26 protein-coding genes and 1 tRNA gene are annotated in these 24,478 nt (G+C 62.7%); 19 read left to right on the top strand and 8 right to left on the bottom strand.

Annotation, left to right across the window (positions count from 1 at the left end; translation table 11 throughout):
• Positions 1 to 9 precede the first annotated feature (9 nt).
• Genes CAF70_RS08065 through phnE form a run of 3 tightly spaced genes read left to right on the top strand, consistent with a single transcriptional unit; the run spans position 10 to position 2,389 of the window.
• Positions 10 to 804, top strand: a complete 795-nt coding sequence (locus CAF70_RS08065) for a phosphonate ABC transporter ATP-binding protein (protein WP_085624222.1) — start codon at positions 10 to 12, stop codon at positions 802 to 804.
• Positions 798 to 1,625 (top strand): ABC transporter permease, encoded by an 828-nt coding sequence (locus tag CAF70_RS08070; RefSeq protein ID WP_085623833.1) that lies wholly within the window; start codon positions 798 to 800, stop codon positions 1,623 to 1,625. The genes CAF70_RS08065 and CAF70_RS08070 overlap by 7 nt, the downstream gene beginning before the upstream one ends.
• Positions 1,622 to 2,389 (top strand): phosphonate ABC transporter, permease protein PhnE, encoded by a 768-nt coding sequence (gene phnE, locus CAF70_RS08075; protein WP_085623835.1) that lies wholly within the window; start codon positions 1,622 to 1,624, stop codon positions 2,387 to 2,389. The genes CAF70_RS08070 and phnE overlap by 4 nt, the downstream gene beginning before the upstream one ends.
• 130 nt (positions 2,390 to 2,519) lie before the next feature.
• Here phnE and CAF70_RS08080 read toward each other — a convergent pair whose 3' ends face one another.
• From CAF70_RS08080 to CAF70_RS08090, 3 genes are all read right to left on the bottom strand, one after another.
• Positions 2,520 to 3,407, bottom strand: coding sequence for a bestrophin family protein (locus tag CAF70_RS08080; protein ID WP_085623836.1), 888 nt, complete (start codon positions 3,405 to 3,407; stop codon positions 2,520 to 2,522).
• Between the two features lie 123 nt (positions 3,408 to 3,530).
• Entirely contained in the window at positions 3,531 to 4,019 is a 489-nt protein-coding gene (locus tag CAF70_RS08085; protein ID WP_085623838.1) for a GNAT family N-acetyltransferase, read from the bottom strand.
• Between the two features lie 69 nt (positions 4,020 to 4,088).
• A complete protein-coding gene (locus CAF70_RS08090; RefSeq protein ID WP_085623840.1) occupies positions 4,089 to 5,198 on the bottom strand; it encodes a GlxA family transcriptional regulator in 1,110 nt (369 codons plus the stop codon).
• A 100-nt stretch (positions 5,199 to 5,298) separates the two neighbouring features.
• Between CAF70_RS08090 and CAF70_RS08095 the strand changes: the two genes are divergently transcribed.
• From CAF70_RS08095 to CAF70_RS08115, 5 genes are all read left to right on the top strand, one after another.
• The gene (locus tag CAF70_RS08095; protein ID WP_143491568.1) at positions 5,299 to 6,171 is read left to right on the top strand and encodes an ABC transporter substrate-binding protein; all 873 of its coding nucleotides are present in this window, start codon (positions 5,299 to 5,301) and stop codon (positions 6,169 to 6,171) included.
• Positions 6,172 to 6,249: 78 nt separating this feature from the next.
• Entirely contained in the window at positions 6,250 to 7,038 is a 789-nt protein-coding gene (locus tag CAF70_RS08100) for an amino acid ABC transporter ATP-binding protein (RefSeq protein WP_085623842.1), read from the top strand.
• Complete coding sequence (locus CAF70_RS08105; RefSeq protein WP_085623844.1) at positions 7,038 to 7,694, top strand: amino acid ABC transporter permease; 657 nt, start codon at positions 7,038 to 7,040, stop codon at positions 7,692 to 7,694. The genes CAF70_RS08100 and CAF70_RS08105 overlap by 1 nt, the downstream gene beginning before the upstream one ends.
• Positions 7,691 to 8,374, top strand: a complete 684-nt coding sequence (locus CAF70_RS08110; RefSeq protein ID WP_085623846.1) for an amino acid ABC transporter permease — start codon at positions 7,691 to 7,693, stop codon at positions 8,372 to 8,374. Before CAF70_RS08105 ends, CAF70_RS08110 begins: the two co-directional genes overlap by 4 nt.
• A 4-nt stretch (positions 8,375 to 8,378) precedes the next feature.
• Positions 8,379 to 9,806 (top strand): amidase, encoded by a 1,428-nt coding sequence (locus CAF70_RS08115; protein ID WP_085623848.1) that lies wholly within the window; start codon positions 8,379 to 8,381, stop codon positions 9,804 to 9,806.
• Between the two features lie 119 nt (positions 9,807 to 9,925).
• Here the strand turns inward: CAF70_RS08115 and CAF70_RS08120 are convergent, their stop codons facing one another.
• From CAF70_RS08120 to CAF70_RS08130, 3 genes are read right to left on the bottom strand one after another with little or no spacing between them, the layout of a single operon-like run.
• On the bottom strand, positions 9,926 to 10,828 hold the full coding sequence (locus tag CAF70_RS08120; RefSeq protein ID WP_085623850.1) for a transporter substrate-binding domain-containing protein: 903 nt from the start codon (positions 10,826 to 10,828) through the stop codon (positions 9,926 to 9,928).
• Positions 10,829 to 10,855: 27 nt separating this feature from the next.
• Positions 10,856 to 11,206, bottom strand: a complete 351-nt coding sequence (locus tag CAF70_RS08125; RefSeq protein WP_085623852.1) for a RidA family protein — start codon at positions 11,204 to 11,206, stop codon at positions 10,856 to 10,858.
• Positions 11,207 to 11,233: 27 nt separating this feature from the next.
• A complete protein-coding gene (locus tag CAF70_RS08130) occupies positions 11,234 to 12,475 on the bottom strand; it encodes a D-amino acid dehydrogenase (protein WP_085623854.1) in 1,242 nt (413 codons plus the stop codon).
• A gap of 107 nt (positions 12,476 to 12,582) precedes the next feature.
• Between CAF70_RS08130 and CAF70_RS08135 the strand changes: the two genes are divergently transcribed.
• Complete coding sequence (locus tag CAF70_RS08135; RefSeq protein ID WP_085623857.1) at positions 12,583 to 13,488, top strand: LysR family transcriptional regulator; 906 nt, start codon at positions 12,583 to 12,585, stop codon at positions 13,486 to 13,488.
• Between the two features lie 60 nt (positions 13,489 to 13,548).
• Here the strand turns inward: CAF70_RS08135 and CAF70_RS08140 are convergent.
• Positions 13,549 to 13,633: transfer RNA gene (locus tag CAF70_RS08140), tRNA-Leu, on the bottom strand.
• Positions 13,634 to 13,740: 107 nt separating this feature from the next.
• On the opposite strand from CAF70_RS08140, the gene queA reads away from it, so the two are divergent.
• The 6 genes from queA (at position 13,741) to CAF70_RS08170 (ending at position 19,805) form a co-directional block, all read left to right on the top strand.
• Positions 13,741 to 14,790, top strand: a complete 1,050-nt coding sequence (gene queA / locus CAF70_RS08145; protein WP_085623859.1) for a tRNA preQ1(34) S-adenosylmethionine ribosyltransferase-isomerase QueA — start codon at positions 13,741 to 13,743, stop codon at positions 14,788 to 14,790.
• Positions 14,791 to 14,804: 14 nt separating this feature from the next.
• Entirely contained in the window at positions 14,805 to 15,920 is a 1,116-nt protein-coding gene (tgt, locus tag CAF70_RS08150) for a tRNA guanosine(34) transglycosylase Tgt (protein WP_172827479.1), read from the top strand.
• A gap of 42 nt (positions 15,921 to 15,962) precedes the next feature.
• On the top strand, positions 15,963 to 16,298 hold the full coding sequence (gene yajC, locus CAF70_RS08155) for a preprotein translocase subunit YajC (RefSeq protein WP_085623861.1): 336 nt from the start codon (positions 15,963 to 15,965) through the stop codon (positions 16,296 to 16,298).
• Positions 16,299 to 16,362: 64 nt separating this feature from the next.
• Entirely contained in the window at positions 16,363 to 18,225 is a 1,863-nt protein-coding gene (secD, locus tag CAF70_RS08160; protein WP_085623863.1) for a protein translocase subunit SecD, read from the top strand.
• A gap of 10 nt (positions 18,226 to 18,235) precedes the next feature.
• On the top strand, positions 18,236 to 19,144 hold the full coding sequence (secF, locus tag CAF70_RS08165; RefSeq protein ID WP_085623865.1) for a protein translocase subunit SecF: 909 nt from the start codon (positions 18,236 to 18,238) through the stop codon (positions 19,142 to 19,144).
• A 118-nt stretch (positions 19,145 to 19,262) separates the two neighbouring features.
• Positions 19,263 to 19,805: a glycine zipper 2TM domain-containing protein gene (locus CAF70_RS08170; RefSeq protein WP_085623867.1), complete on the top strand. Its 543-nt coding sequence runs from the start codon at positions 19,263 to 19,265 to the stop codon at positions 19,803 to 19,805.
• A 219-nt stretch (positions 19,806 to 20,024) separates the two neighbouring features.
• On the opposite strand, the gene suhB is transcribed toward CAF70_RS08170, so the two are convergent.
• A complete protein-coding gene (gene suhB, locus CAF70_RS08175) occupies positions 20,025 to 20,843 on the bottom strand; it encodes an inositol-phosphate phosphatase (RefSeq protein ID WP_051099956.1) in 819 nt (272 codons plus the stop codon).
• A gap of 151 nt (positions 20,844 to 20,994) precedes the next feature.
• Between suhB and trmJ the strand changes: the two genes are divergently transcribed.
• The 4 genes from trmJ (at position 20,995) to CAF70_RS08195 (ending at position 24,471) form a co-directional block, all read left to right on the top strand.
• A complete protein-coding gene (gene trmJ, locus CAF70_RS08180) occupies positions 20,995 to 21,750 on the top strand; it encodes a tRNA (cytosine(32)/uridine(32)-2'-O)-methyltransferase TrmJ (protein WP_085623869.1) in 756 nt (251 codons plus the stop codon).
• 3 nt (positions 21,751 to 21,753) lie between these two features.
• Positions 21,754 to 22,539, top strand: coding sequence for a serine O-acetyltransferase (gene cysE, locus CAF70_RS08185; protein WP_085623871.1), 786 nt, complete (start codon positions 21,754 to 21,756; stop codon positions 22,537 to 22,539).
• A 179-nt stretch (positions 22,540 to 22,718) separates the two neighbouring features.
• On the top strand, positions 22,719 to 23,210 hold the full coding sequence (gene iscR, locus CAF70_RS08190; RefSeq protein WP_051099959.1) for a Fe-S cluster assembly transcriptional regulator IscR: 492 nt from the start codon (positions 22,719 to 22,721) through the stop codon (positions 23,208 to 23,210).
• 46 nt (positions 23,211 to 23,256) lie between these two features.
• Positions 23,257 to 24,471: an IscS subfamily cysteine desulfurase gene (locus CAF70_RS08195; RefSeq protein ID WP_013971017.1), complete on the top strand. Its 1,215-nt coding sequence runs from the start codon at positions 23,257 to 23,259 to the stop codon at positions 24,469 to 24,471.
• Positions 24,472 to 24,478 lie beyond the last annotated feature (7 nt).

A 24,478-nucleotide genomic window follows, 5' to 3' on the forward strand; every position in this document is an offset into this window, starting at 1 on the left:
GCTTCCAACGTGGCTATCCAACTGCACGGGGCCGGGCTGCGCCATGGCCCGGTGCGTGCGCTTGATGCCGTGAGCCTGAGCATCGGCCAGGGCGAGCGCGTCGCCATCATCGGGCCTTCGGGGGCGGGCAAGTCCAGCTTGCTGCACCTGATGGCGACCGCCGTCCAGCCCAGTAGCGGGCGCCTGGAGCTGCTCGGCGAGCAGCCCTGGGCGTTATCCGCCAGGGCCCGCCAGCGCCTGCGTGCGCGGGTAGGCCTGGTGCACCAGGCACCACCTTTGCCACCGCGCCAGCGGGTGGTGACGGCGGTGCTGGCCGGCCGCCTGGGGCAGTGGGGTGTGCTGCGCGGCCTGCTCAACCTGCTGTACCCCAGTGATGTGCCTGGGGCGCGCCAAGCCCTGGCCGAACTGGGCCTGGCCGACAAACTGTTCGTGCAGTGCGGGCAATTGTCCGGTGGCCAGTTGCAACGGGTGGGTATTGCCCGAGCGTTGTACCAGCGGCCGCAGGTGTTGCTGACCGATGAGCCGGTGTCGGCCATGGACCCGGTGCTGGCTGACCACAGCCTGGCGTTGCTCAACCGCCATGCACAGGCCAATGGTGTGACCCTGGTGGCGAGCCTGCATGCCGTGGAGCTGGCGCTGGCGCACTTCCCGCGGGTGATTGGTATTCGCGAAGGGCAGGTGGCGTTCGACTGCCCGGCCGAAGCCGTTACCGAGCAATTGCTGGATGCGCTGTACGCCAATGAACAACTGGCTTCACCGCCAACCCAGGGGGCGACCCTGACTGTGCAGATTCCGCGATGCTGAAGGCCGACGCGCGCGACCCGGCCTTGTTGCCGCGGTTGCTGTTGACCCTGCTGGCCGTAGCCGTGCTGTGGCCTGGCATTCAGCTGAGCGAACTGAACCCCGGGGTGCTGCTGCAGGCGGAGAACCGCCAGCAGATCGCCAGTTTCACCCGCGCCTTCTGGCCGCCGGCACACGATGCCGAGTTCCTTTCGCTGCTGTATGAAGCCACCTTGCAGACCCTGGCCGTGGCCACGGTCGGCATGGCGTTGGCGTTGCTGCTGGCGGTCCCTGCCGGCCTGCTTGCCAGCCGTGCCCTGTCGCTGCGCGCAGCCTCCCGTGGCGGTCGCGCCGAGTTGTGGTCGCGCCTGCTGCGCCTGCCGGTGCGCTGGTTGCTGATTTTCCTGCGCAGTGTGCCGGAGATCGTCTGGGCATTGCTGTTCGTGCGGGCCGTGGGGCTGGGGCCGACGGCGGGCGTGCTGGCCATCGCCATCACCTACAGCGGCATGCTTGGCAAGGTCTATGCCGAGATCTTCGAGTCGGTCGACCAGCGCCCGGCCCATGCCTTGCTGCAGGCGGGCAGTGGGCGCCTGGCTGCATTTCTCTACGGCATACTGCCCAGTGCAGTGTCCGAAGTGGTGTCCTACACCGTGTACCGCTGGGAGTGCGCGGTACGTGCCTCGGTGGTGATGGGCTTTGTCGGTGCTGGCGGGCTGGGGCAGCAGATTGACCTGTCGATGCGCATGTTTGCGGGTGCGGAAGTGGCGAGCATGCTGCTGACGTTCCTGGTCCTGGTGATGCTGGCCGACCTGCTCAGTCGTGTTCTGCGCTGGAGGCTGGCATGAACCGGGTCATCAATTGGCTGGTGCTAGGCGCCATCGTGGCTGCGGTGATGGCCTCGTTCGCCTACCTGGAGCTGGACTTGCAGGCGCTGGTCGGCAACGGCGGGCTGGGGCAGATGGGCGACTATGCCGGGCGTTTCCTGCACCCGGACCTGTCTGCCGGTCACCTGCGCGCGGTGGCGCACGGGGCGTTGGAAACCCTGGCCATGTCGGGCCTGGGCACCTTGTTGGCGATGGTGCTGGGCATGCTGTTGGCGCTGCCGGCCGCTGGCCGCTTCGGTTGGCCATTGCAGGCCTGCGCGCGGCTGCTGCTGAATGCCTTGCGGGCCATCCCGGAGCTGGTGTGGGCCGCGCTGACGGTACTGGCGGCCGGGCTTGGGCCGAATGCCGGTACCCTGGCGTTGGCGCTGCATACTGCTGGCGTGCTGGGCCGGCTGTTTGCCGAAGCGCTGGAGAACGCACCGCCGGAGCCGGCTGCGGCCATCCGCCTGCAGGGCGGCAGCCAGGTGGCGGCGTTCTGCTTTGGCACCTTGCCCAATCTGTGGCCGCAGCTGTTGGCTTACAGCCTGTATCGGTGGGAGAACAACATCCGCATGGCCAGCGTGCTGGGTTTTGTCGGGGCTGGCGGGTTGGGGCAGATGCTGTATACCACCTTGAGCCTGTTCCAGGAGGCCCAGGCCAGTACGGTGATCATGGGTATGCTGGTGCTGGTATTGCTGGTGGATGCGTTGAGTGATGTGTTGCGTCAGCGCTATGTGCGGGCCTGACAGATTGCCGGGGCCGCGTTGCGGCCCTATCGCCGGCAAGCCAGCTCCCACAGGTACTGTGCAAGGTCGCAGGATCCCACTGCCCCTGTGGGAGCTGGCTTGCCCGCGATAGGGCCCTTGAGGTCTGGCACTAAGCCAACTCCCCACACTGCGCTTCCCGCTGCATCGACTCTAGGTTCCGTTCGATCGTCTCGCAAATGCTGTCCATCTGAATCTGGTGCTCACTGAGCCTGAACGGGCTCTGCAGATCCGTCCCGATCCGCTCGATGGCCAGCAGCATGAACCCCACCACCGTCGAAGCCAGCGGCGTGAACCAGCCCAGCGACTCCACCAGCCCCACCGGCACGATCAGGCAGAACAGGGTGATGAACAGCCGCGGGAAATACACATAAGGGTAGGGCAGCGGCGTATTGGCGATCCGCTCCATGCCACCCTGGGCATTGGACAGGTCTACCAGCGTCGACTCCAAGCGCGCCAGGCGAATGCTGTCCAGCCGGCCTGCCTGATACTCCCGCGCCAGCAGCGCCGCCGAGCCGCTGAGGATGTCGTTGGCAAAATTGTTCGAGCGGTTGCGCCGCTCGAATTCCGCCGGCGGGATGAACGCCATCAGTTCGTCCGGGCAGCGCTCACCCTTCAGGTGCGCCGCCAGGCAGTTCACATAGGCGATATGCCGGCGCAGCAGGGTTGCCTTGACCGGGTTCAGGCCATCGTCCGGGTCATCGATCAGGGTCAGCGCCTGCCGGGCGAAGCTGCGCGAACTGTTGACCAGCGCCCCCCACAAGGTGCGTGCCTCCCACCAGCGGTTGTAGGCGCTGCTGTTGCGAAAACTGACCAGCACCACTAGCGCAGAACCCAGCAAGGTCAACGGGATCAGCGGCAGGGTGAACTTGCTGTTGAAGAACAGCATGAAGTCGATGGTGACCAGCACATCCCAGATCAGCAGCCAGAACAGCGACCAGCCGATATAGCCGATGGTCTTCACGGCCAGGCGGTACTTGCGGACGATGATGTCTTTCACGCGGGGTACCTCGAAAACGGGTAGATGCAGGATCCGACGTCGAGGTAGGGCGAAGGTTCGGCGGCTGATTGTTGCAAGGTATTCTGAATCTTCTCGTCCAGCCCCATGCAGTGCCACGCTGACTCAGCCGGGCTGAATCAACACCTGTTTCATCTGCACCAACGCCACCCGCGAGCCATCCCGCGCCTGCCGTTCCTCGATGCCGAACGGCACGAAGCCCAGCTGTGGATAAAGCAGCAGGCCCGCTGTGTTGTGGTTGAAGCACGACACCCATACCTCCCGGGCTGCGAAATGTTGGCGGGCCAGTTCGATCATGGCGTTTACCAGGTAGCGCGCTACGCCGTGGCCGCGTGCGGCGGGGGCCACGACCACGTTGCCCAGGGCGCACACGCCGCCGTGTTCGGCCTTGTAGAAGTTGGCGAAGGCCAGCACCGTGCCGTTGCCTTCCACCACCGTGGAGCTGCTGCGTTGGGCGATGGCATTGCTCAGTTGCGCGGGGGTGAGGGGGTAGTCGGCTTTGGGGAACATGTAGAACAGTTCGGCCGGGCTTTGCGGGAAGCTGCAGATTTCAGCGATATCGTCGGGCTGTACGGGGCGGTGGGTCAGGTGCATGGCAAGTCCTTGTATGCTGGCTGGTCCGTGAAGTCATATTCTGCCCGGCGACGGCTCGATATTCACGGTTCATGAAGCTGTTTCCCCCTTGGTCGGGGTCGCATTTCGCAGCAGTTCTTTGCGCAATTTGCCGGGGGACATGCCGAACAGGTTCTGGAAATGCCGAATGAAATGGGGAGCATCGGCAAAACCGCATTCAAAAGCGATTTCTCCGATATGTCGATCCGAGCTGATGAGCAGCCAGCGGCCAAACCGGAGTCGGACCTGGCGATAGAACTGGGCCGGCGTGCTACCGGTTTCGGCGACAAACAGCCGCTCCAGCTGCCGTTTACTGGTACCGACAAGGTTCGCGATCGCGTCGATGTCCAAAGGCTCGGTCATGTGCTTTTCCATCAGCATCACGGCTTCGTGCAGGCGCCTGTTCGAAGCGCTGGCGTAGCCAAGTGCCTTGCGCCGATCGACGAAGCTGCCAGAGCTGTTTTTCGCGACTGTCATCTGGTGAACGACCTTGCCGGCCCGATCCGGGCCGCAATGCATCCCGATAAGATGGATGGCCAACTCGATCACCGAGATACCGCCGGCGCAGGTGATGCGGTCCTTGTCGATGAGGAAGTCACTGTTGCTGACAAAGCGCAATCTGGGAAACAGGCGTTTCCAGTCATCGCAATGGTAGGCATGCACGCAGGCAGTACGCCCCTCCATCAGGCCGTGTCGCGCAAGCACGAAGCTGCCTGTGCACAAGCCGATCAACGGCACGTCAGCGGCGGCTGCCTGATGCAGGAATGCCGCATAGGTCTTCGGCGCAGTCTCCAGGTAATCCAGTAGCCCGCCAATCACCACGATGTAATCGAATTGATGAGGGTTGCCGAGTTCACTGTCGACGGGTACGTCCAGCCCGCAACTGGAAACGACCCTTTGCCCGGGGGTGCCGAGAACTTTCCATTGGCATCGTATCGGACGGCTCTGATCGCCGGTATCGGCAGCATGGCGCAACGCATCGGTCAGCCCCGAGAGTGATAGCAGGGGGAAGCGTGGCCATAGCACGATACCGATAGACAGCTCGGCGGCGCCGCGTCGGCTTGGCGGATGTCGTGCCTGCCCCTTGTCCAGCGCTTCCACGAGGCTTGCGCTGGAGGCGTTGGGCAGTGCATCTCCGAAATGTCGCAAATATTCAATCATTCCTGCAAACCATCCAACCAGTTATGCCGCTGATCACCATACGATGAGCGCTAGCCCAGCACCATGCTGTTCATAAAAAAAAACAATCAAGGAGCACGTGATGAACAAGCCCAATGTTCGACGGTTTGCCAGTATTCATGCGGGTTTGCTGGTTGCCATGCTGGCCTCGCTACCGGCCTTCGCACTGGAAACGGTAGAGCCGGGCAGCCTGACCGTCGCGTTCACCGGGGATATGCCCGGGACCGGTTATCAGGACAGCCGGCTGGTCGGCTACGACGGTGAAATCCTTCAACAAATATCCGAGAAGCTGGGTTTGAAGGTAAAGCCGGCCTTGATGGACTGGGCCAGTACCATTGCCTCGGTACAAGCCAACCGCGTGGATGTCATGGCCGGCACTATGGGCTGGACCGTGCAGCGCGCGAAGATCATGACCGTGAGTGACCCGATTCACTATTTCAAGAACGGCATCACCCAGACCGACAAGACCAACTGGAACAGCCTCAAGGATTTGCAGGGCAAGAAGGTCGGCACTATCACGGGGTTCTCGTTCATTCCCGAGATGCGCAAGATCGAAGGCTTGCAGGTAGCGCTGTACGACACCTCCGATGCCGCAGTGCGCGATCTGCTCGCCGGGCGTATCGATGCCGTGATTGGCGACCCGCCAGTCATGCAGTACGCCATTTTCCGCAACCAGCAATGGCACCTGCGCTTCAACGCGTTCACCGACAACGATCCGGATTTCCCACTGCTGACCGGCCTGGGACAGGTGGTGTACGGCTTCAATAAAGAGGCCAGCCCGCAGTTGGTGGCCGCGGTCAACGAGCAGATCCAGAGCCTCTGGAAAAGCTGTGAAATGCGCAAGATCGGTGCCCGCTACGGCTTGTCCCAGGATGTCTGGTATGTGCCGCAAGGCAACAACCTGAGGGTGGGAGTCGACCGCCCGGCCGACTGGCAACTGCCTGGCTGCCAGTAAGCGCATGAGCGGATGAATCGGCCTGGTTGCCCGTGCCGGTTCATCGCCATACCTATAACAATAAAGAGGTTAACCAAGATGTCGACGCCGTCCGAACCTGCGTTGCTGCGCGTGCATGACCTGCACAAAAGTTATGGTGATCTGGAAGTGCTCAAGGGCATCGACCTGGAGTTGAAAGCCGGTGAAACGCTGTCGTTGATCGGCCCCAGCGGGTCGGGAAAGTCCACTTGCCTGCGGTGCATCAATTACCTGGAAAAGCCCACCCGCGGCGATATCTGGCTGGGCGACGAGCTGATCGGTCAGGTCAGGGACGGCAAGCGCATACGCCTGATGAGCGATCGGGAAATGGCCCCACAGCGGCGCGAGATCGCCATGGTGTTTCAGCTTTTCTACCTCTGGCCACATCTGACTGTGCGCGACAACGTCGCGCTGGGGCCGATCAAGGCGCAGGGCATGCCGCGCAAGCAGGCCTACGAGCTGGCTGATGCCATGCTGGAAAAAGTCCACCTGCGGCACAAGGCCGAGGTCTACCCCGAGCAGTTGTCCGGCGGGCAGCAGCAGCGAGTGGCTATCGCCCGCGCGTTGGCCCAGCAACCCAAGGTCATCCTGTTCGACGAGCCAACCTCGGCACTGGACCCCGAACTGGTGGGGGAAGTGCTGGCCGTGATTCGTGAGCTTGCGCAAGAGGGCCGCACCATGATCATGGTGACCCACGAAGTGCGCTTCGCCCGGGATGTGGCGGACCGGGTGATCTTCATGGACGGTGGGCACATTGTCGAGCAAGGGCCTTCGGCGCAGGTAATCGACAGTCCACGTCATGAGCGTACCCGCAGTTTTCTTGGGCGCATGGCCATGGAGGGCGCTTGATGGCGAACTTCGAAGTGTTTCTCGGGCTATTGCCCCTGCTGTTGAAAGGCGCGCTCACCGCCCTGGAAATCGCGCTGTGCACCTTGCTGCTGGCAAGTGCCGGCGGCGTGGTGCTTGCCGTGTTGCTGACATTCGGTCGCTCACGGCTGCTGCATGGCGTGATCGGCTGCTTCATTGAGTGGATGCGCAATGTGCCTGCGCTGGCGCACCTGTTCCTGATCTATTTCGGTCTCTCCTACCTTGGCATCAACTTGCCCGCGTGGCTGGCCGCCATCCTTGGCTTGAGCCTGGTGGGCAGTGCGGTATTGGCCGACATTTTCCGCAGTGGCTTGCAGTCGTTGCATGTCGGCCAGCATGAAGCCGGGTTGGCTGTCGGCCTTGGCCGGATGCAGATTCTGCGCTGCATTCTCTTGCCCCAGGCCCTGCGCGTGACCTTGCCAGCGTTCGCCAACTACGTCACGCAACTGGTCAAGGACACCTCCATCGCCTCAGCCATTGCCGTGCCGGAGATCATGTTCCTGGCGCGTAATCTGGTGACCTCCACCTTCCAGACTTCGCTGATCTACCTGGCAGTGATGTGCATCTACGCCGTGATGATTGTGCCGATCGGTGTGGGATTCCTTCGGCTCGAACGTCATCTGGGGAGTGCGCGATGATCAGTTTCTTTCAACAATACCCGGAGTACTGGAGCGACTGGAGCGTCCGCCTGATGCTCGGTGCACGGATCACCGCCGAATTGTCGCTGTTAGGGTTCGCCCTGGCGGTCGTGCTGGGGGCGTTGTTGGTCTGGGCGATGCGAAGCCCGAGCGCGATCCTGAAGCGGTTGGCAGCGTTCTTTATCCAGAGCATGCGTGCAGTACCGCTTCTGGCGTTGCTGCTGGCCCTGTACTTCGCGCTGCCCAGCCTGGGGTTGACCTTGTCCGGCTATTGGGCCGGGGCCATCGGCCTGGGTTTGCAGGGGGCCGCATACGTTGCGGAAATCCTCCGTGGCGGCCTGGATTCGCTGCATCGCGGCCAGCGCGAAGCGGCTATCGCCATTGGCCTGACGCCACTCAAAGCGTTCACCAGCGTCATCCTGCCGCAAGTGTTTCGGGTCATATTGCCGCCCCTGCTCAACGCCTACGTGTCGATCCTCAAGGACAGCTCGCTGTGCGCCCTGATTGCCACCGATGAGTTGATGCTGGCAGCGCGGGCCATCGCTTCGGAAACCTTCCTGCCAATGCATGTCTTCCTGCTGGTAGGGCTGTTCTATTTCGTTATCGCCTTCCCTCTTTCAATGCTGTCGCGTGTGCTTGAAAAGCACATTTCACGCGGGCGCAAAACCGTGCGAGGTTGAACCTATGAACACCATGGATCAGGTAACTTTCCACAGCATTGGCCAGTTGCAGCAGGCGCTGCGGGCCGGCTCGCTGACCAGCGAAGCGCTGGTGCGGGCGCAACTGGCGCGCATCGAGCGTTTTGACGAGCAACTGAATGCCTATGTCGAGGCCTATCCCTCGCGGGCCTTGAGCGCGGCGATTGCTGCGGATCGTCAACGTGCGTCCGGCATACACCTGGGGCCGCTGCATGGCATTCCCGTGGCGATCAAGGACTTGTTCGAGATCGATGGCCAGGCCATTACCGGTGGCTCATTGGCGCAGGAACCGCGCGTTTCGAGGTTGACCGCCACTGCGGTGCAACGCCTGGAGCGTGCCGGCGCAATCATTCTTGGCAAGACCCAAACGGTCGAATTTGCTTTCGGTGGCTGGGGCACCAACGCGGTGATGGGCACGCCGTGGAACCCGTGGGACCGCAATGTACATCGCGCTCCGGGTGGCTCCAGCAGTGGCTCGGCAGTGGCCGTGGCCAGCGGCCTGGCGAGCGCTGCGCTGGGGACCGATACCGGCGGCTCGGTGCGCATTCCGGCGGGCATGTGCGGCCTGGTCGGGCTGAAAACCACGCGTGGCCTGGTCAGCCGCCATGGCTTGATCGAGCTGTGCCCTTCGCTGGACTCGGTCGGGCCTATCACGCACACGGTTGAAGATGCGGCGTGGATGCTGGATGCCTTGCTAGGCCCGGACCCGCTGGACCCGGTTGCGGCCCAGGCACCGGTATTCAGCGCCGCTGCCGGTCTTGGCCGGCCGGTAGCCGGCTTGCGCATCTGGGTGCTGCCGCAGGCGGAACGCGCGCATATTGCTCCCGGCGTACTGAAGGCTTACGACCAGGGACTCAAGCAGCTGGCCGCGTTGGGCATGCAATTGATCGAACAACCGCTGCCCACGTCTCTGGAGCAGTGCATGCGCATCGCTGGCGGGCTGATGAGCGCCGAGGGTTATGCCAGCCTGGGCAGCTTGTTCGAGCGCGACGACCTGCGTTTCGACCCCCATGTCCAACGTCGCATACTCAGTGGTCGCGCCATCGACGCGGCGGCGTATATCCAGTTGCACAATCAGCGCCGCGCCGCCCGGCAAGCCATGCAGGAGGCGATGGCCAACATCGACGCCTGCGTTTTCCCGACCAACGCTATTGGCAGCGTGCCGTTGGAGGAGGTCGACGAATATGGCACGCCACTGGCGTTGTTGGGGCGGTTCGCCAACTTGATGAACCTGTGTTCGGTGGCGCTGCCCATCGGGTTCGATGAAAAGGGTATGCCGGTCTCGATGCAGGTTGTGGGGCAAGCGTTCGCCGAGCCACTGATCCTGCGCATCGGCCATGCCTATCAACAGGTCAGCGAATGGCACACGCTGCGGCCTGAAGGGTGGGAGCTGGCGGGCAACGCGGTTGCGTGATGGATACGGCGGCCGGCAGGCATGACCGCCATGGCGATGAAAACGCTCACTCGGAAGCGGCTTTTGGCAGTGACCCTTGCAGGTCACTGCCGTTTAGCGGAAGGGGAGGGATACTGAAGTTACTGCACCGGGTCACTCACCGGCTTGGCAAAGATGGCCTTGAGTTCGCTGGTCATCGGGAACTCCAGGTTCAAGCCTTTGGGCGGAATCGGCTGTTGGAACCAGCGCTGGTAGATCCCGTTGATTTCCCCTGAGCTGTACAGCTCGCCCAGCGCTGCATTTACCAGCGCCAGGAACTGTGGGTCATCCTTGCGCACCATGCAGCTGTAGATTTCCCGCGACTGCTCTTCGCCGACCACCACCCAGTTGTGCGGGTCGCGGGCCTTGGCGCGTTCGCCATAGAGCAGGGCATCGTCCATGTAGAACGCCGCTGCCCGGCCAGACTGCAACATCTGGAACGCTTCGCCATGGTCCTTGGCGCTGATCACGGACATGTCCATCTTGTTATCGACGTTGTAGCTCTTCAGGTAACGTTCGTTGGTAGTGCCGGCAGTGGTCACCACATTCTTGCCGCGCAGGTCGGCGAAGTGCTTGATCCCGCTGTCCTTGGCGGTCAGCAACTGGCCTTTGACATAGATGAACCCATAGGAAAACGCCACCTGCTTCTGTCGCTCTGCGGTGACGCCGGTCGAGCCGCATTCCAGGTCGACGGTGCCGTTCTGCACCAGCGGAATGCGGGTTTGCGATGTCACCAGGTTGTACTTCACCTTGAGCTGGGGCAAGGCCAGCTTCTGCTGTACCCGCTCGACGATCTTGTTCGCCAGGTCTACCGAGTAGCCCATGGGTTGGCCCGAGTGATCGCCCACGTAGGAGAACGGCACTGAAGCGTCGCGATAGCCCAGGGTGATGCTGTTGGCGTTGGCGATCTTGCTCAAGGTAGGCCCCAGCGCTGCTTCGTCAGCATGGGCCTGAGTGCCTAGCAACAGGGCGAGGGTGCAGCCGATCAACGTGATTTTTTGCATTGTTATTCTCCGTTGCAGGTGGGGGGATTAGCGACGTGCCGCGATGATGGTTATTTCCACCAGCACTTGCGGGCGCGCCAGTTCGGCCTGCAAGGTGGTACGACTGGGCGCCTGGGCGGGCGATAGCCAGGCAGACCAGACGTCATTCATTGCCGCGAAATCGTTGCCGATGTCCTTCAGGTAAATGGTCGCGCTGAGCAGATGGTCCTTGTCGCTGCCGGCCTCGGCCAACAATGCGTCGATCTTTTCCAGTACCTGGCGCGTCTGGCCGCCGACATCGGTGGCATCGTCCGGCACCTGGCCGGAGAGAAACACCAGGTCGCCAAATGTCACGGCGCCGGACAAGCGTGGGTTGGGCTGGATACGGTGAATGGTCATCGGGTGGTCCTTTCCAGGTGTGAGTGTTCAAGCCGCACGGGGCGTAAAACCCTGCAGGTCAATGGAGGGGCGGCGTTGGCCTATCAGTTCACTGAGTAATCGTGCACTGGCGCAGGCCAGGGTGAAGCCCAGTGCACCATGGCCAAGGTTCAGCCACAGGTTGCGATACGCCGTTGCGCCCAGCAGCGGCACGCCGCTAGGGGTAGCTGGACGCATGCCGGCCCATTCGATGGCGTAGTCATAATTACCGGCATTGGCGAAGGTCTCGCGGGCCTGGCGTTTCAGCAAGGCCAGGCGCTTGGGGTCCAGCGACGGGTCGAAACCGACAATGTCGACCATCGCCGCCACCCGCAACTGTTCACCGATCCGGGCGTAGACGATCTTGCGGTCGTAGTCGGTGATGCTCAGGTCCGGCGCCCGGTGCTGGGCGCCGATCGGTACTGTCAGGCTGTAACCCTTGAGCGGGTACAGCGGCAGATCGACACCCGGCAGAGCCAGCAAGGCACTGCGGTGGCCGGCCGCAAGGACCAGATGCTCCACCGGCAGCACCTCGTCGCCCAGTTCGATCGCACTCACCACGCCATGGGCATGGCGAATGCCGGACACCGCCTGGCCCAGGCGGAATCTGCAGCGTCCCGAAGCCTGCAAGCGCGCCGCCAGTTGCTGGCAAAAGCCGTGGCAATCGCCGACTTCTTCATCCGGGGTATAGATGGCGCCGACAAAGGGGGCCTCTGCCAGTGCCGGGTCCAGAAGGATGCAGTCAGCGTGCGACAGCACCTGTTGTTGCTGGGGCGCGGCAAGGTGCTTGCGCGCATGTTCGAAGCTGCCGGCCTGGCGGAAGGTGACCAGCTTGCCGTTGCGCCGCCAGTGGAAACCACCCAGGCCATCTTCTTCTCGCCAGGCTTGCAAGGTCGACTGGCTCAACAGCGCGAGGCGCAACAGATGGCCTGCATTGGCGCGGTTGACCGAAGAGCGGCAAGCCCCGAGGAATGAGGCCATCCACCGCCACTGGGCAGGATCGAAGCGCGGGCGCAATCTGAGCGGCGAGTCGCCACGCAGCATCCAGCCAATGGCCTGCAAGGGCACACCAGCGTCGGCCAGCGGCGCCACGTAGCGATAGGACAGCTGGCCGCCGTTGGCGAAGCTGGTTTCACTGCCCAGCGAATCGCGCGCCTCGACCAGCGTAACGTCAAAGCCGTCGCGTACCAGTGCGTAAGCGGTTGCCAGGCCAATGACGCCACCGCCGATGATGCATACATGCTGAGCCATGTCAGTCCTAGGTCGTTGTTGAAACGAGCCTGAGGTTAGGGCCAGGTGACAGGTGGCGAAAAATGAATAAAGATCGCTGAGCCATAAACAAAGGTTATGGACTTGCCATGCGTCTTCGCCATATCGAGATTTTCCAGGCTATCCGCCAGACCGGTTCGGTCAGCGGTGCTGCACAGTTGCTGCATGTTTCCCAACCCGCTGTGACCAAGGTTCTGCAGCACGCGGAACAGCAACTGGGCTTTCCGTTGTTCCTGCGGGTGCGTGGCAAACTGCAGCCCACGCCCGAAGCGCTGGAGCTGGAGCGTGAGGTCGACAAGGTCACCGAGAGCCTGCAAGGGGTGCGACGCCTGGCGCAAAGCCTGCGTCGCGCGCCGGGCCACACCCTGCGGATCGGTGCGACCCCGGCACTGGCCCTGTCGCTGCTGCCGCCGGCCATTCATGAGTGGACCCGGCGTTATCCGGACATCGCTTGCGAGCTGTCCAGTGCTCACAGTCGCGAACTGGTGCAGAACCTGTTGATGCGGGAGATCGATGTCGCCCTGACCCTGCAACAGCCAGATCACCCTGCGCTCAAGGCCCAGGCGCTGGCCAGCGGGGTGTTGGTGGCGTTGGCACCGGCAGATTATTGGCCGCCGGAAGATGAAGGCAAGCCGCTGCCGTTGACGGCACTGGCCGGTGCACCCTTGATCGGGCTGTCCAGCGCCGACCCGCTGTCGGTGCGCCTCGACAGCTATCTCAAGGCGGTGGAGCCGCCGCCGCGGGTGAGCATTGCGGTGCAGACCTATTCACTGGCCAGGGCGATGGTCGAATCCGGTGCTGGGCTGGCGGTCATCGACCCCTTCACCGCCCTTGGCGCGGCGCCTGGGGCGACCGCGATTCGTCCTTTGGCCCCGGCGCTGCCGATCACCCTGTATGCGGTAACCCGCACTGACGAACCGCCAGCGCATACCCTGCGCGAGCTGCTGAGCCTCTTCAGCAGCCGTGCGCAGGGGCAGCTGGATCGTTGGCGCTGATGGGAAGCTGAAATCGCAGGCACAAAAAAACCGACCATAAGGTCGGTTTTTTCCGGATCTTGGTGCCCCGAGGGAGACTCGAACTCCCACTCCTTTCGAAAACGGATTTTGAATCCGCCGCGTCTACCAATTCCGCCATCAGGGCATGTGGCGCGCAGTATAGAGAGCCACCGCTGGTCGGTCAATCGGCTTTCATGGTCAATTTTCACACATTGGGCTAAACTTCCCGGCCCTGCCGAACCGAACATCATCATGCGCGTCGCCGATTTTTCCTTCGAACTCCCCGATTCCCTGATCGCCCGCCACCCGTTGGCCGAGCGCCATGGCAGCCGTCTGCTGGTGCTCGATGGGCCAACCGGCGCGCTGGCGCACCGGCAATTTCCCGACCTGCTCGAGTACCTGCGCCCGGGCGACCTCATGGTGTTCAACAACACCCGGGTCATCCCGGCGCGCCTGTTCGGCCAGAAAGCCTCCGGCGGCAAGCTGGAAGTGCTGGTCGAGCGTGTGCTCGATAGCCACCGGGTGCTGGCCCATGTGCGTGCCAGCAAGGCGCCGAAAGAAGGCGCGGTGATCCTCATCGATGGCGGCGGCGAGGCCGAAATGGTCGCGCGCCATGACACGCTGTTCGAGCTGCGCTTCACCGAAGAGGTGCTGCCATTGCTCGACCGCGTCGGCCATATGCCGCTGCCGCCGTACATTGACCGCCCGGACGAGGGCGCCGACCGTGAGCGCTACCAGACCGTGTACGCTGAACGCGCCGGTGCGGTCGCCGCGCCCACCGCTGGCCTGCACTTTGACGAGGCGCTGCTGGAAAAGATCGCCGCCAAGGGCGTCGAGCGGGCTTTCGTTACCTTGCACGTGGGCGCGGGCACCTTCCAGCCGGTGCGGGTCGACAAGATCGAAGACCACCACATGCATAAAGAGTGGCTCGAAGTGAGCCAGGATGTGGTCGAGGCCATCGAAGCGTGCCGCGCCCGTGGCGGCCGGGTGATCGCGGTCGGCACCACCAGCGTGCGCTCGCTGGAGAGCGCGGCGCGCGATGGCGTGCTCAAGGCCTTCAGCGGCGACACCGACATCTTCATCTACCCGGGCCGGCCATTCCATGTGGTCGACGCCCTGGTCACCAACTTCCACCTGCCGGAGTCCACGCTGCTGATGCTGGTCTCGGCCTTCGCCGGCTACCCCGAGACCATGGCCGCCTATGCGGCGGCGGTCGAGCAGGGGTACCGCTTCTTCAGTTACGGTGATGCCATGTTCATCACCCGCAATCCGGCGCCACGCGGGCCCGAGGATCAAGCATGAGTCGCACCTGTCGAATGTCCTTCGAACTGCTGGCCACCGACGGCAAGGCCCGTCGTGGCCGCATCACCTTCCCACGCGGCACCGTGGAAACCCCGGCGTTCATGCCAGTGGGCACCTATGGCACGGTCAAGGGCATGCTGCCGCGCGACATCGAGGCCATCGGCGCCGAGATGATCCTCGGTAACACCTTCCACCTGTGGCTGCGCCCGGGCACCGAGGTGATCAAGAAGCACAACGGCCTGCACGATTTCATGCAATGGAAAGGCCCGATCCTTACCGACTCCGGTGGTTTCCAGGTGTTCAGCCTGGGCGCCATGCGCAAGATCAAGGAAGAGGGCGTGACCTTCGCCTCGCCGGTCGATGGCGCCAAGGTGTTCATGGGCCCGGAAGAGTCGATGCAGGTGCAGCGTGACCTGGGTTCGGACGTGGTGATGATCTTCGACGAGTGCACCCCGTACCCGGCCGAGCACGATGTGGCGCGAGCGTCCATGGAGCTGTCGCTGCGCTGGGCCCAGCGCTCGAAGAACGCCCACGCCGACAACACCGCGGCGCTGTTCGGTATCGTCCAGGGCGGCATGTACCAGGACCTGCGCATGCGCTCGCTGGAAGGCCTGGAAAACATCGGCTTCGACGGTCTGGCCATCGGTGGCCTGTCGGTGGGCGAACCCAAGCACGAAATGATCAAGGTGCTGGATTACCTGCCGGGCCAGATGCCGGCTGACAAACCTCGTTACCTTATGGGGGTAGGCAAACCTGAGGATCTCGTTGAGGGTGTGCGCCGCGGCGTCGACATGTTCGACTGCGTGATGCCCACGCGTAACGCGCGCAACGGTCATCTGTTCGTCGATACGGGGGTGATCAAGATCCGCAACGCGTTCCATCGCCACGATGAATCGCCGCTGGATCCGACCTGCGACTGCTATACCTGCACCAACTTCTCCCGCGCCTATCTCCATCACCTGGACAAGTGCGGCGAAATGCTGAGCAGCATGCTGAATACCATCCACAACTTGCGCCATTACCAGCGCTTGATGGCCGGTTTACGCGAGGCTATTCAACAGGGTAAATTGGCCGCCTTTGTCGACGCCTTCTACGCCAAGCGCGGGCTTCCCGTACCGCCTTTGGACTGACTGTCTGCATCCATTATTAGAAAATTACATTAGGAGTGCCCAATGAGCTTCTTGATCCCCGCCGCATACGCGGACGCTGCAGCACCTGCCGCCGGCCCAGCCGGTACCGGTTTCGAGTGGATTTTCCTGGTCGGTTTCCTGGTCATCTTCTACCTGATGATCTGGCGCCCGCAGGCCAAGCGTGCAAAAGAGCAGAAGAACCTGCTGAGCAACTTGCAGAAGGGTGACGAAGTTGTCACCAACGGCGGCATCGCCGGCAAGATCGTCAAGGTTTCCGATGACTTCGTGGTACTGGAAGTTTCCGACAGCGTCGAGCTGAAGTTCCAGAAGGGTGCCATCGCGGCCACCCTGCCAAAAGGTACGCTCAAGGCTATCTGAGTTACGGGTTTCATTTTTCCAGTCGGGGCGCGCAAAGCGCCCCGCGTCTTGAACGGGCGGCGTGATGCTGAACAAATACCCTCTGTGGAAATACGCACTGATCGTGCTGGTACTGGCGATCGGTTTTATTTATTCCGCTCCCAACCTCTACCCGGATGATCCGGCGGTACAGATCAGTGGTGCCAGCTCGGCGCTGCAGGTGAACCAGGCCGACCTCGACCGCGTCAGCAAGGCGCTGGGCGATGCCAAGATCGCCGTCAAGGGTGCAAGCCTGGGTGAGAAGGGCAGTGGGCTGATCCGTCTGACCAGTCAGGAAGATCAGCTGCCAGCCAAGGATGTAGTGCGCAAGGCACTGGGCGATGATTACGTCGTGGCCCTGAACCTGGCCCAGACTACCCCGCAATGGCTGCGCAACCTGGGCGCAAGCCCGATGAAGCTGGGCCTGGACCTGTCCGGTGGTGTGCACTTCCTGCTGGAAGTGGACATGGACAAGGCCATGAGCGCCCGCATGAAAGTCTACGAAGGCGAGGTCAAGACCTTGCTGCGCAAAGAGCGCGTCCGCTACCGCAGCCTGCCTCAGCAGGATGGCGGCATCATGCTGGGCTTCGCAGACGATGCTACCCGCGAACAGGCTCGTGCCCTGATCCGCAAGAATTTCAATGACTTCGACCTGACCACCACCGAGCGCAACGAGCTCGCCGTGCTGCGTCTGGCGCTGACCCAGGCGAAAGTCGCCGAGATCCGCGAATACTCGATCAAGCAGAACCTCACCACCGTCCGTAACCGGGTCAACGAACTGGGCGTGGCCGAGCCGCTGGTCCAGCGCCAGGGCGCCAACCGCATCGTGGTCGAGCTGCCAGGCGTGCAGGACACTGCCGAAGCCAAGCGTATCCTGGGTAAAACTGCCAACCTGGAGTTCCGCTTCGGTGCCGAGCCGGGCGCGTCCAAGGCCACTACCGAGGTGTTCGAGTTCCGTGAAGGCGGCCGTTCCGCCGCGGTCGAGCGCGGCCTGATCATCACCGGTGACCAGGTGACCGACGCCCAGGCCAGCTTCGACGAGCAAGGGCGCCCGCAGGTGAACATTCGCCTGGATGGCCACGGTGGCGAGCTGATGACCCGCGCTACCCGTAGCAACGTCGGTCGCAGCATGGCGGTGATCTTCATCGAGCAGAAGCCGGTGACCCGCTACGTCAAGCAGACCGTCGACGGCGTCGAGAAGGACGTTGCCGTACAGAGCTTCCAGGAAGAGAAGAAGATCATCAGCCTGGCGACCATCCAGTCGCCGCTGGGCAGCCAGTTCCGCATCACCGGCCTGAACGGCCAGGGTGAATCGTCCGAACTGGCCCTGCTGCTGCGTGCCGGTGGTCTGGCTGCGCCGATGTACTTCGCTGAAGAACGTACCATCGGCCCAAGCCTGGGTGCCGACAACATCACCAAGGGTATCGATGCGTCGCTGTGGGGCATGCTGTTCGTCTCGCTGTTCATCATCGCCATCTACCGTGCCTTCGGTGTGATCGCCACCATTGCCCTGGCGGGCAACATGGTCCTGCTGCTGGCGCTGATGTCGCTGCTGGGTGCCACCCTGACCCTGCCGGGTATTGCCGGTATCGTGTTGACCATGGGTATGGCGGTGGACGCCAACGTGCTGATCTTCTCGCGTATTCGCGAAGAGCTGAACGCCGGCATGTCGGTGCAGCGCGCCATTCATGAAGGCTTCAACCGCGCCTACACCGCGATCATCGACGCCAACCTGACCAGCCTGCTGGTCGGCGGCATCCTGTTCGCCATGGGTACCGGCCCGGTCAAGGGCTTTGCGGTCACCATGTCCCTCGGGATTTTCACCTCGATGTTCACCGCCGTCATGGTGACCCGTGCAATGGTCAACCTGACCTGCGGCGGGCGTGACATCAAGAAGCTGTGGGTTTGAGGGAGCTGCGATGAAAACCATCAACTTCATGGGCGTGCGCAATGTTGCGTTCGCCGTTACCGTGCTCCTCACCGTGCTGGCGCTGTTCAGCTGGTGGCAGAAGGGCCTGAACTTCGGCCTGGACTTCACCGGTGGTACGCTGATCGAGCTGACCTACGAGCGCCCGGCCGACCTCAAGGCGGTGCGTGCCGAGCTGGTCAACTCCGGCTTCCACGAGGCGGTGGTGCAGAGCTTCGGCGCCACCACCGACCTGCTGGTGCGCATGCCGGGCGATGACCCGCAACTGGGCAACAAGGTAGCTGAAGCCCTGCAGAAGGCCGGCGGCGACAACCCTGCCAAGGTCAAGCGTGTCGAGTTCGTTGGCCCGCAGGTGGGTGAAGAGCTGCGCGACCAGGGTGGCATGGGTATGCTGCTGGCGCTGGGCGGCATCCTTATCTACCTGGCCTTCCGCTTCCAGTGGAAATTCGCGGTGGGCGCGATCGTCTCGCTGATCCACGACGTGGTGGTGACGCTGGGTATCCTGTCGTTCTTCCAGATCACCTTCGACCTGACCGTGCTGGCGGCAGTGTTGGCGATCATCGGCTACTCGCTGAACGACACCATCGTCGTGTTCGACCGGGTGCGCGAGAACTTCCGCGTCATGCGCAAGGCTTCGCTGATCGAGAACATCAACGTTTCTACCACCCAGACCCTGTTGCGGACCATCGCCACCTCGGTTTCGACCTTGCTGGCCATTGCCGCGCTGCTGTTCTTCGGTGGCGACAACCTGTTCGGCTTCTCGCTGGCCCTGTTCATTGGTGTCATGGCCGGTACCTACTCGTCGATCTACATCGCCAACGTGGTGCTGATCTGGCTGAACCTGAACAGTGAAGACCTGATCCCGCCGGCCAAGACCGACGGTGTGGACGACCGTCCATAAGGCATGCTGCATGCCGCCCGGCGGCCGAAAAGGCGCAAGTGTTGAACTTGCGCCTTTTTTTTCGCTCCAAGGCTGGGAGAAGGCGGGTCGGACCCGCGGGTATGATCAGGAGGTTCATGTGAACAAATCAATGCTGGTGGGTGCGGTACTGGGTGCTGTCGGTGTGACTGCCGGAGGTGCTGTCGCGACCTACAGCTTGGTCAACAAGGGGCCTGAATATGCGCAGGTCACCGACGTGCAACCGATCAAACAACAGGTAAAAACTCCCCGTGAGGTCTGCAAGGATGTCGCTGTGACGCGGCAGGCGCCGGTCAAGGACCAGCACCAGATCGCCGGTACCGTGGTGGGCGCCATTGCCGGTGGCCTGCTGGGCAACCAGATCGGTGGTGGTAGCGGCAAGAAGATCGCCACCGTGGCCGGTGCGGTCGGTGGTGGCTATGCCGGTAACAAGGTGCAGGAAGGCATGCAGGAGCGTGACACCTACACCACCACGCAAACCCGCTGCAATACAGTCAACGACATCAGTGAGAAAGTGGTGGGCTACAACGTGAAGTACACCATTGGCGACAAGGTGGGCCAGGTGAAGATGGATCACGAGCCCGGGTCGACCATTCCGGTGGACAAGAATGGCAAGCTGATTCTCAGCGAAGCCGGGCAGTAAGGCCCGGCGCGGTCTGCTCTTTGTAGGAACGGCCTTGTGTCGCGAAAGGGGTGCGAAGCGCCCCCATGATCTGTGGCATATCAGAGATTGTCGGGGCTGCTTCGCACCCCTTTCGCGACACAAGGCCGCTCCTACACGGATCCCGAAAGCCCTGGGATAGGGGTACAGGCACAAAAAAAGCACCCCGCTGGGTGCTTTTTTCGTATCTGCAATTCGCGCTTAGCGCTTCATGCTTTCTGGCAGGTGCGGCTGGATGGCAGTCAGCACGGCCTTGAAGCACTTGATGTTGCCCGCAACGATATGGCCCTTGTCGAGGAAGTCGTGGCCACCGTTGAAGTCGCTGACCAGGCCGCCAGCTTCCTGAATCAGCAGTACGCCAGCCGCCATGTCCCATTCGGACAGGCCCGACTCCCAGAAGGCGTCGAAACGGCCAGCAGCCACGTAGGCCAGGTCCAGGCTGGCGGAGCCGGCGCGGCGGATGCCGGCGGTCTGGCCAGTCAGGGCGCGGAACATGCCCAGGTAGTTGTCCAGGTCCGCCATCTGGCTGTCGCGGAACGGGAAGCCGGTGCCCAGCAGGGCGCCTTCCAGGCTGGTGCGCGAGCTGACACGCAGGCGGCGACCGTTGAGCTGGGCGCCACGGCCACGGCTGGCGGTGAATTCTTCCTGGCGAACCGGGTCGACGATCACGGCGTGCTCAAGGCGGCCACGGTATTTGCAGGCGATGCTGACCGCGAAGTGCGGGATGCCACGCAGGAAGTTGGTGGTGCCGTCCAGCGGGTCGATGATCCACAGGTAATCCTTGCCTTCTTCGCCGCTACCCGCGTGCAGGCCGGTTTCCTCGCCCTGGATGGAGTGGTTCGGGTAGGCCTTGCGCAGGGCGTTGACGATGCTCTGCTCGGCGGCGCGATCGACTTCGGAAACGTAGTCCTTGGCCTCTTTCTCATCGACTTTGATGCTATCCAGGCGTTCGATGGAGCGGAAAATCAGTTCACTGGCGCTGCGAGCGGCGCGCAGGGCGATATTCAGCATAGGCTGCATGGGCGGGTCACCTGGAGATGTTAAAGAAGAAAGCCGATCATTCTAGCAGAAAACTTTGGCGGCAGAAGTGTCACATTTGCTTTCGTGGCGTTACGTCTGTCGGTTCTGTAAGATCGAAGGCCCTGATTCCTGCATCTGTGAGCACAACACCTTGCTGCAAAATATTCGTGTTGTTCTGGTCAATACCAGCCACCCCGGCAACATCGGCGGCGCTGCGCGAGCCATGAAAAACATGGGCTTGTCGCGTCTGGTGCTGGTGCAGCCGAAAGCGTTCCCCGCCGAGGATGCCAGTGCCCGAGCCTCGGGTGCCGACGATGTGCTGGCCAATGCCCAGGTGGTCGACAGCCTCGAGCAGGCGCTGGTCGGCTGCAACCTGGTGATGGGCACCAGCGCCCGTGAGCGGAGCATCCCCTGGCCGCTGATCGGCCCGCGCGAGTGCGGGGCCAAGGCGGTGGAGCATGCCAACGGGGGCGAGGAAATCGCCCTGGTGTTCGGGCGTGAACACGCCGGCCTGACCAACGAAGAACTGCAGCGATGTCACTTCCACGTGCACATTCCCTCCAACCCCGACTTCAGCTCGCTGAACCTGGCCGCCGCTGTCCAGGTACTCTCCTACGAGGTGCGCATGGCCTGGCTGGCCGCCGGCACCGCGCCGGGCAAGGTCGAGAAGGTTGACGCCAGCGAGCTGGCGACCATGGACGAAATGGAGCTGTTCTACGACCACCTGGAAAAAACCCTGGTCGGCATCGGCTTTCTTGACCCCGACAAGCCCAAGCACCTGATGCCGCGCCTACGCCGGCTGTATGGGCGGGTCGCGGTTGAACGTTCGGAAATGAGCATTTTGCGCGGCATTCTAACCGAGACCCAGAAAGTGGTCCGGGGCGAGCCGCATAAACGGAAGGACTGACAGATGTTCGAACGCCTGCGTGAAGATATTCAAAGCGTATTCCACCGTGACCCTGCCGCGCGCAACGCCTTCGAGGTGCTCACCTGCTACCCGGGCATGCACGCCATCTGGCTGCACCGCCTGGGCAATGCCCTGTGGAAGCGTGATTTAAAGTGGCTGGCCCGCCTGGTGTCGAACTTCGGCCGCTGGCTGACCGGCATCGAGATCCACCCCGGCGCCACCATTGGCCGGCGCTTCTTCATCGACCACGGCATGGGCATCGTCATCGGCGAAACCGCCGAGATCGGCGACGATGTCACGCTTTACCAGGGCGTGACCCTGGGCGGCACCAGCTGGAACAAAGGCAAGCGTCACCCCACCCTGGAAAACGGCGTGGTGGTAGGGGCGGGGGCCAAGGTGCTCGGGCCGTTCACCGTCGGGGCCGGGGCCAAGATCGGCTCCAATGCGGTGGTGACCAAGGCGGTGCCGGCCGGCGCCACGGCGGTCGGAATCCCTGGGCGAATCATCGTCAAGAGCGAAGACAATGAGCTCGAGGCCAGGCGCAAGGCCATGGCCGAGAAAATCGGCTTTGATGCCTATGGCGTCAGTGGCGACATGCCCGACCCGGTGGCCCGTGCCATCGGCCAGATGCTCGACCACCTGCAGGCAGTCGACGAGCGGCTGGAGGGCATGTGCGGTGCACTGACCAGGATGGGTAGCGATTATTGCGCCAAGGAGCTGCCAGCCCTGCCGGAAGATGACTTCAAGGAAGTGGCCGAGTTGGCCCAGCGCGACACGCAGTCGCATTGATTGCGCCGTACTGAAAGCGTGGTGACATACGGGGCGTGTGCTCACGCCCCCTGTCTGCTACAATCGCGCCCGCCTCCCCGATGCAAACCCGACTAAAGCACTAGGTCTAATAGTTGACTTAAATGCTCGGGAATCGCATACTCGCACTCATCCCGAAACTCCCGTGGTACCCAATAGCCATGCGACTGACTACCAAAGGCCGATACGCCGTGACCGCCATGCTCGACCTGGCGTTGCACGCGCAGCATGGGCCGGTGTCTTTGGCCGACATTTCCGAGCGCCAGGGCATTTCCCTCTCTTATCTGGAACAGCTGTTCGCCAAGCTGCGCCGCAGCAGCCTGGTCTCCAGCGTGCGTGGTCCAGGCGGTGGTTACCAACTGTCGCGGGGCATGGAAACCATCCAGGTGGCCCAGGTCATCGATGCGGTCAACGAATCGGTCGATGCCACCCGCTGCCAGGGCCTCGGGGACTGCCATGCCGGTGACACCTGCCTGACCCACCACCTGTGGTGCGACCTCAGCCAGCAGATCCATGAATTCCTCAGCGGCATCAGCCTGGCTGACCTCGTCATGCGCCGTGAGGTGCAGGAAGTCGCCCAGCGCCAGGACCTGCGGCGTGTCGCAGGCCGAGCCGCCCAGCTGGACAAGATTGAGACGTCCGCCGTCGATTGATCCCCTTGGGACGACGAGCGACGCCACCGCCTGATAGGAGAGACAAATGAAGTTGCCGATCTACCTCGATTACTCCGCGACCACCCCGGTCGACCCACGTGTGGCCCAGAAGATGGCCGACTGCCTGCTGGTCGACGGGAACTTCGGTAACCCGGCTTCCCGCTCCCACGTCTTTGGCTGGAAAGCCGAGGAAGCGGTCGAGAACGGTCGCCGCCAGGTTGCCGAGCTGATCAATGCCGATCCGCGCGAAATCGTCTGGACCAGCGGTGCCACCGAGTCCGACAACCTCGCACTCAAGGGCGTCGCGCACTTCTATCAGACCAAGGGCAAGCACATCATCACCTCCAAGATCGAGCACAAGGCGGTCCTGGACACCGCTCGCCAGCTGGAGCGTGAAGGCTTCGAGGTCACCTACCTCGAGCCAGGCGAAGACGGCATCGTCACCCCGGCCATGGTCGAGGCGGCGCTGCGCGACGACACCATCCTGGTGTCGCTGATGCACGTGAACAACGAAGTCGGCTCGATCAACGATATCGCCGCCATCGGTGAACTGACCCGCTCGCGCGGCGTGCTGTTCCACGTTGACGCCGCGCAGTCGGCCGGCAAGGTCGAAATCGACCTGCAAAAGCTGAAGGTCGACCTGATGTCGTTCTCGGCGCACAAGGTCTACGGCCCGAAAGGCATCGGCGCGCTGTACGTCAGCCGCAAGCCGCGTGTACGTCTGGAAGCCATCATCCACGGCGGTGGCCATGAGCGCGGCATGCGTTCGGGCACCCTGCCGACCCACCAGATCGTCGGCATGGGCGAAGCCTTTGCCATCGCCAAGCAGGAAATGGCCGCGGAAAACGTGCGCATCAAGGCCCTGAGCGACCGCTTCTTCAAGCAGGTCTCGGACCTCGAAGAGCTGTACGTCAACGGCAGCAAGACTGCCCGCGTACCCCACAACCTGAACCTGAGCTTCAACTACGTCGAAGGCGAATCGCTGCTGATGTCGCTGAAGGACATCGCCGTATCGTCCGGTTCGGCCTGCACCTCCGCGTCGCTCGAACCGTCCTACGTACTGCGCGCCCTGGGCCGCAACGACGAGCTGGCGCACAGCTCGATCCGCTTCTCCTTCGGCCGCTTCACCACCGAAGAAGAAGTCGACTACGCCGCGCAGAAAGTCTGCGAGGCCGTGAACAAACTGCGTGAGCTGTCGCCGCTGTGGGACATGTACAAAGACGGCGTTGACATCTCCAAGATCGAGTGGGCCGCCCACTAAGCAGTCG

The organism is Pseudomonas sp. B19(2017) (assembly GCF_002113165.1).
Classification (GTDB): domain Bacteria; phylum Pseudomonadota; class Gammaproteobacteria; order Pseudomonadales; family Pseudomonadaceae; genus Aquipseudomonas.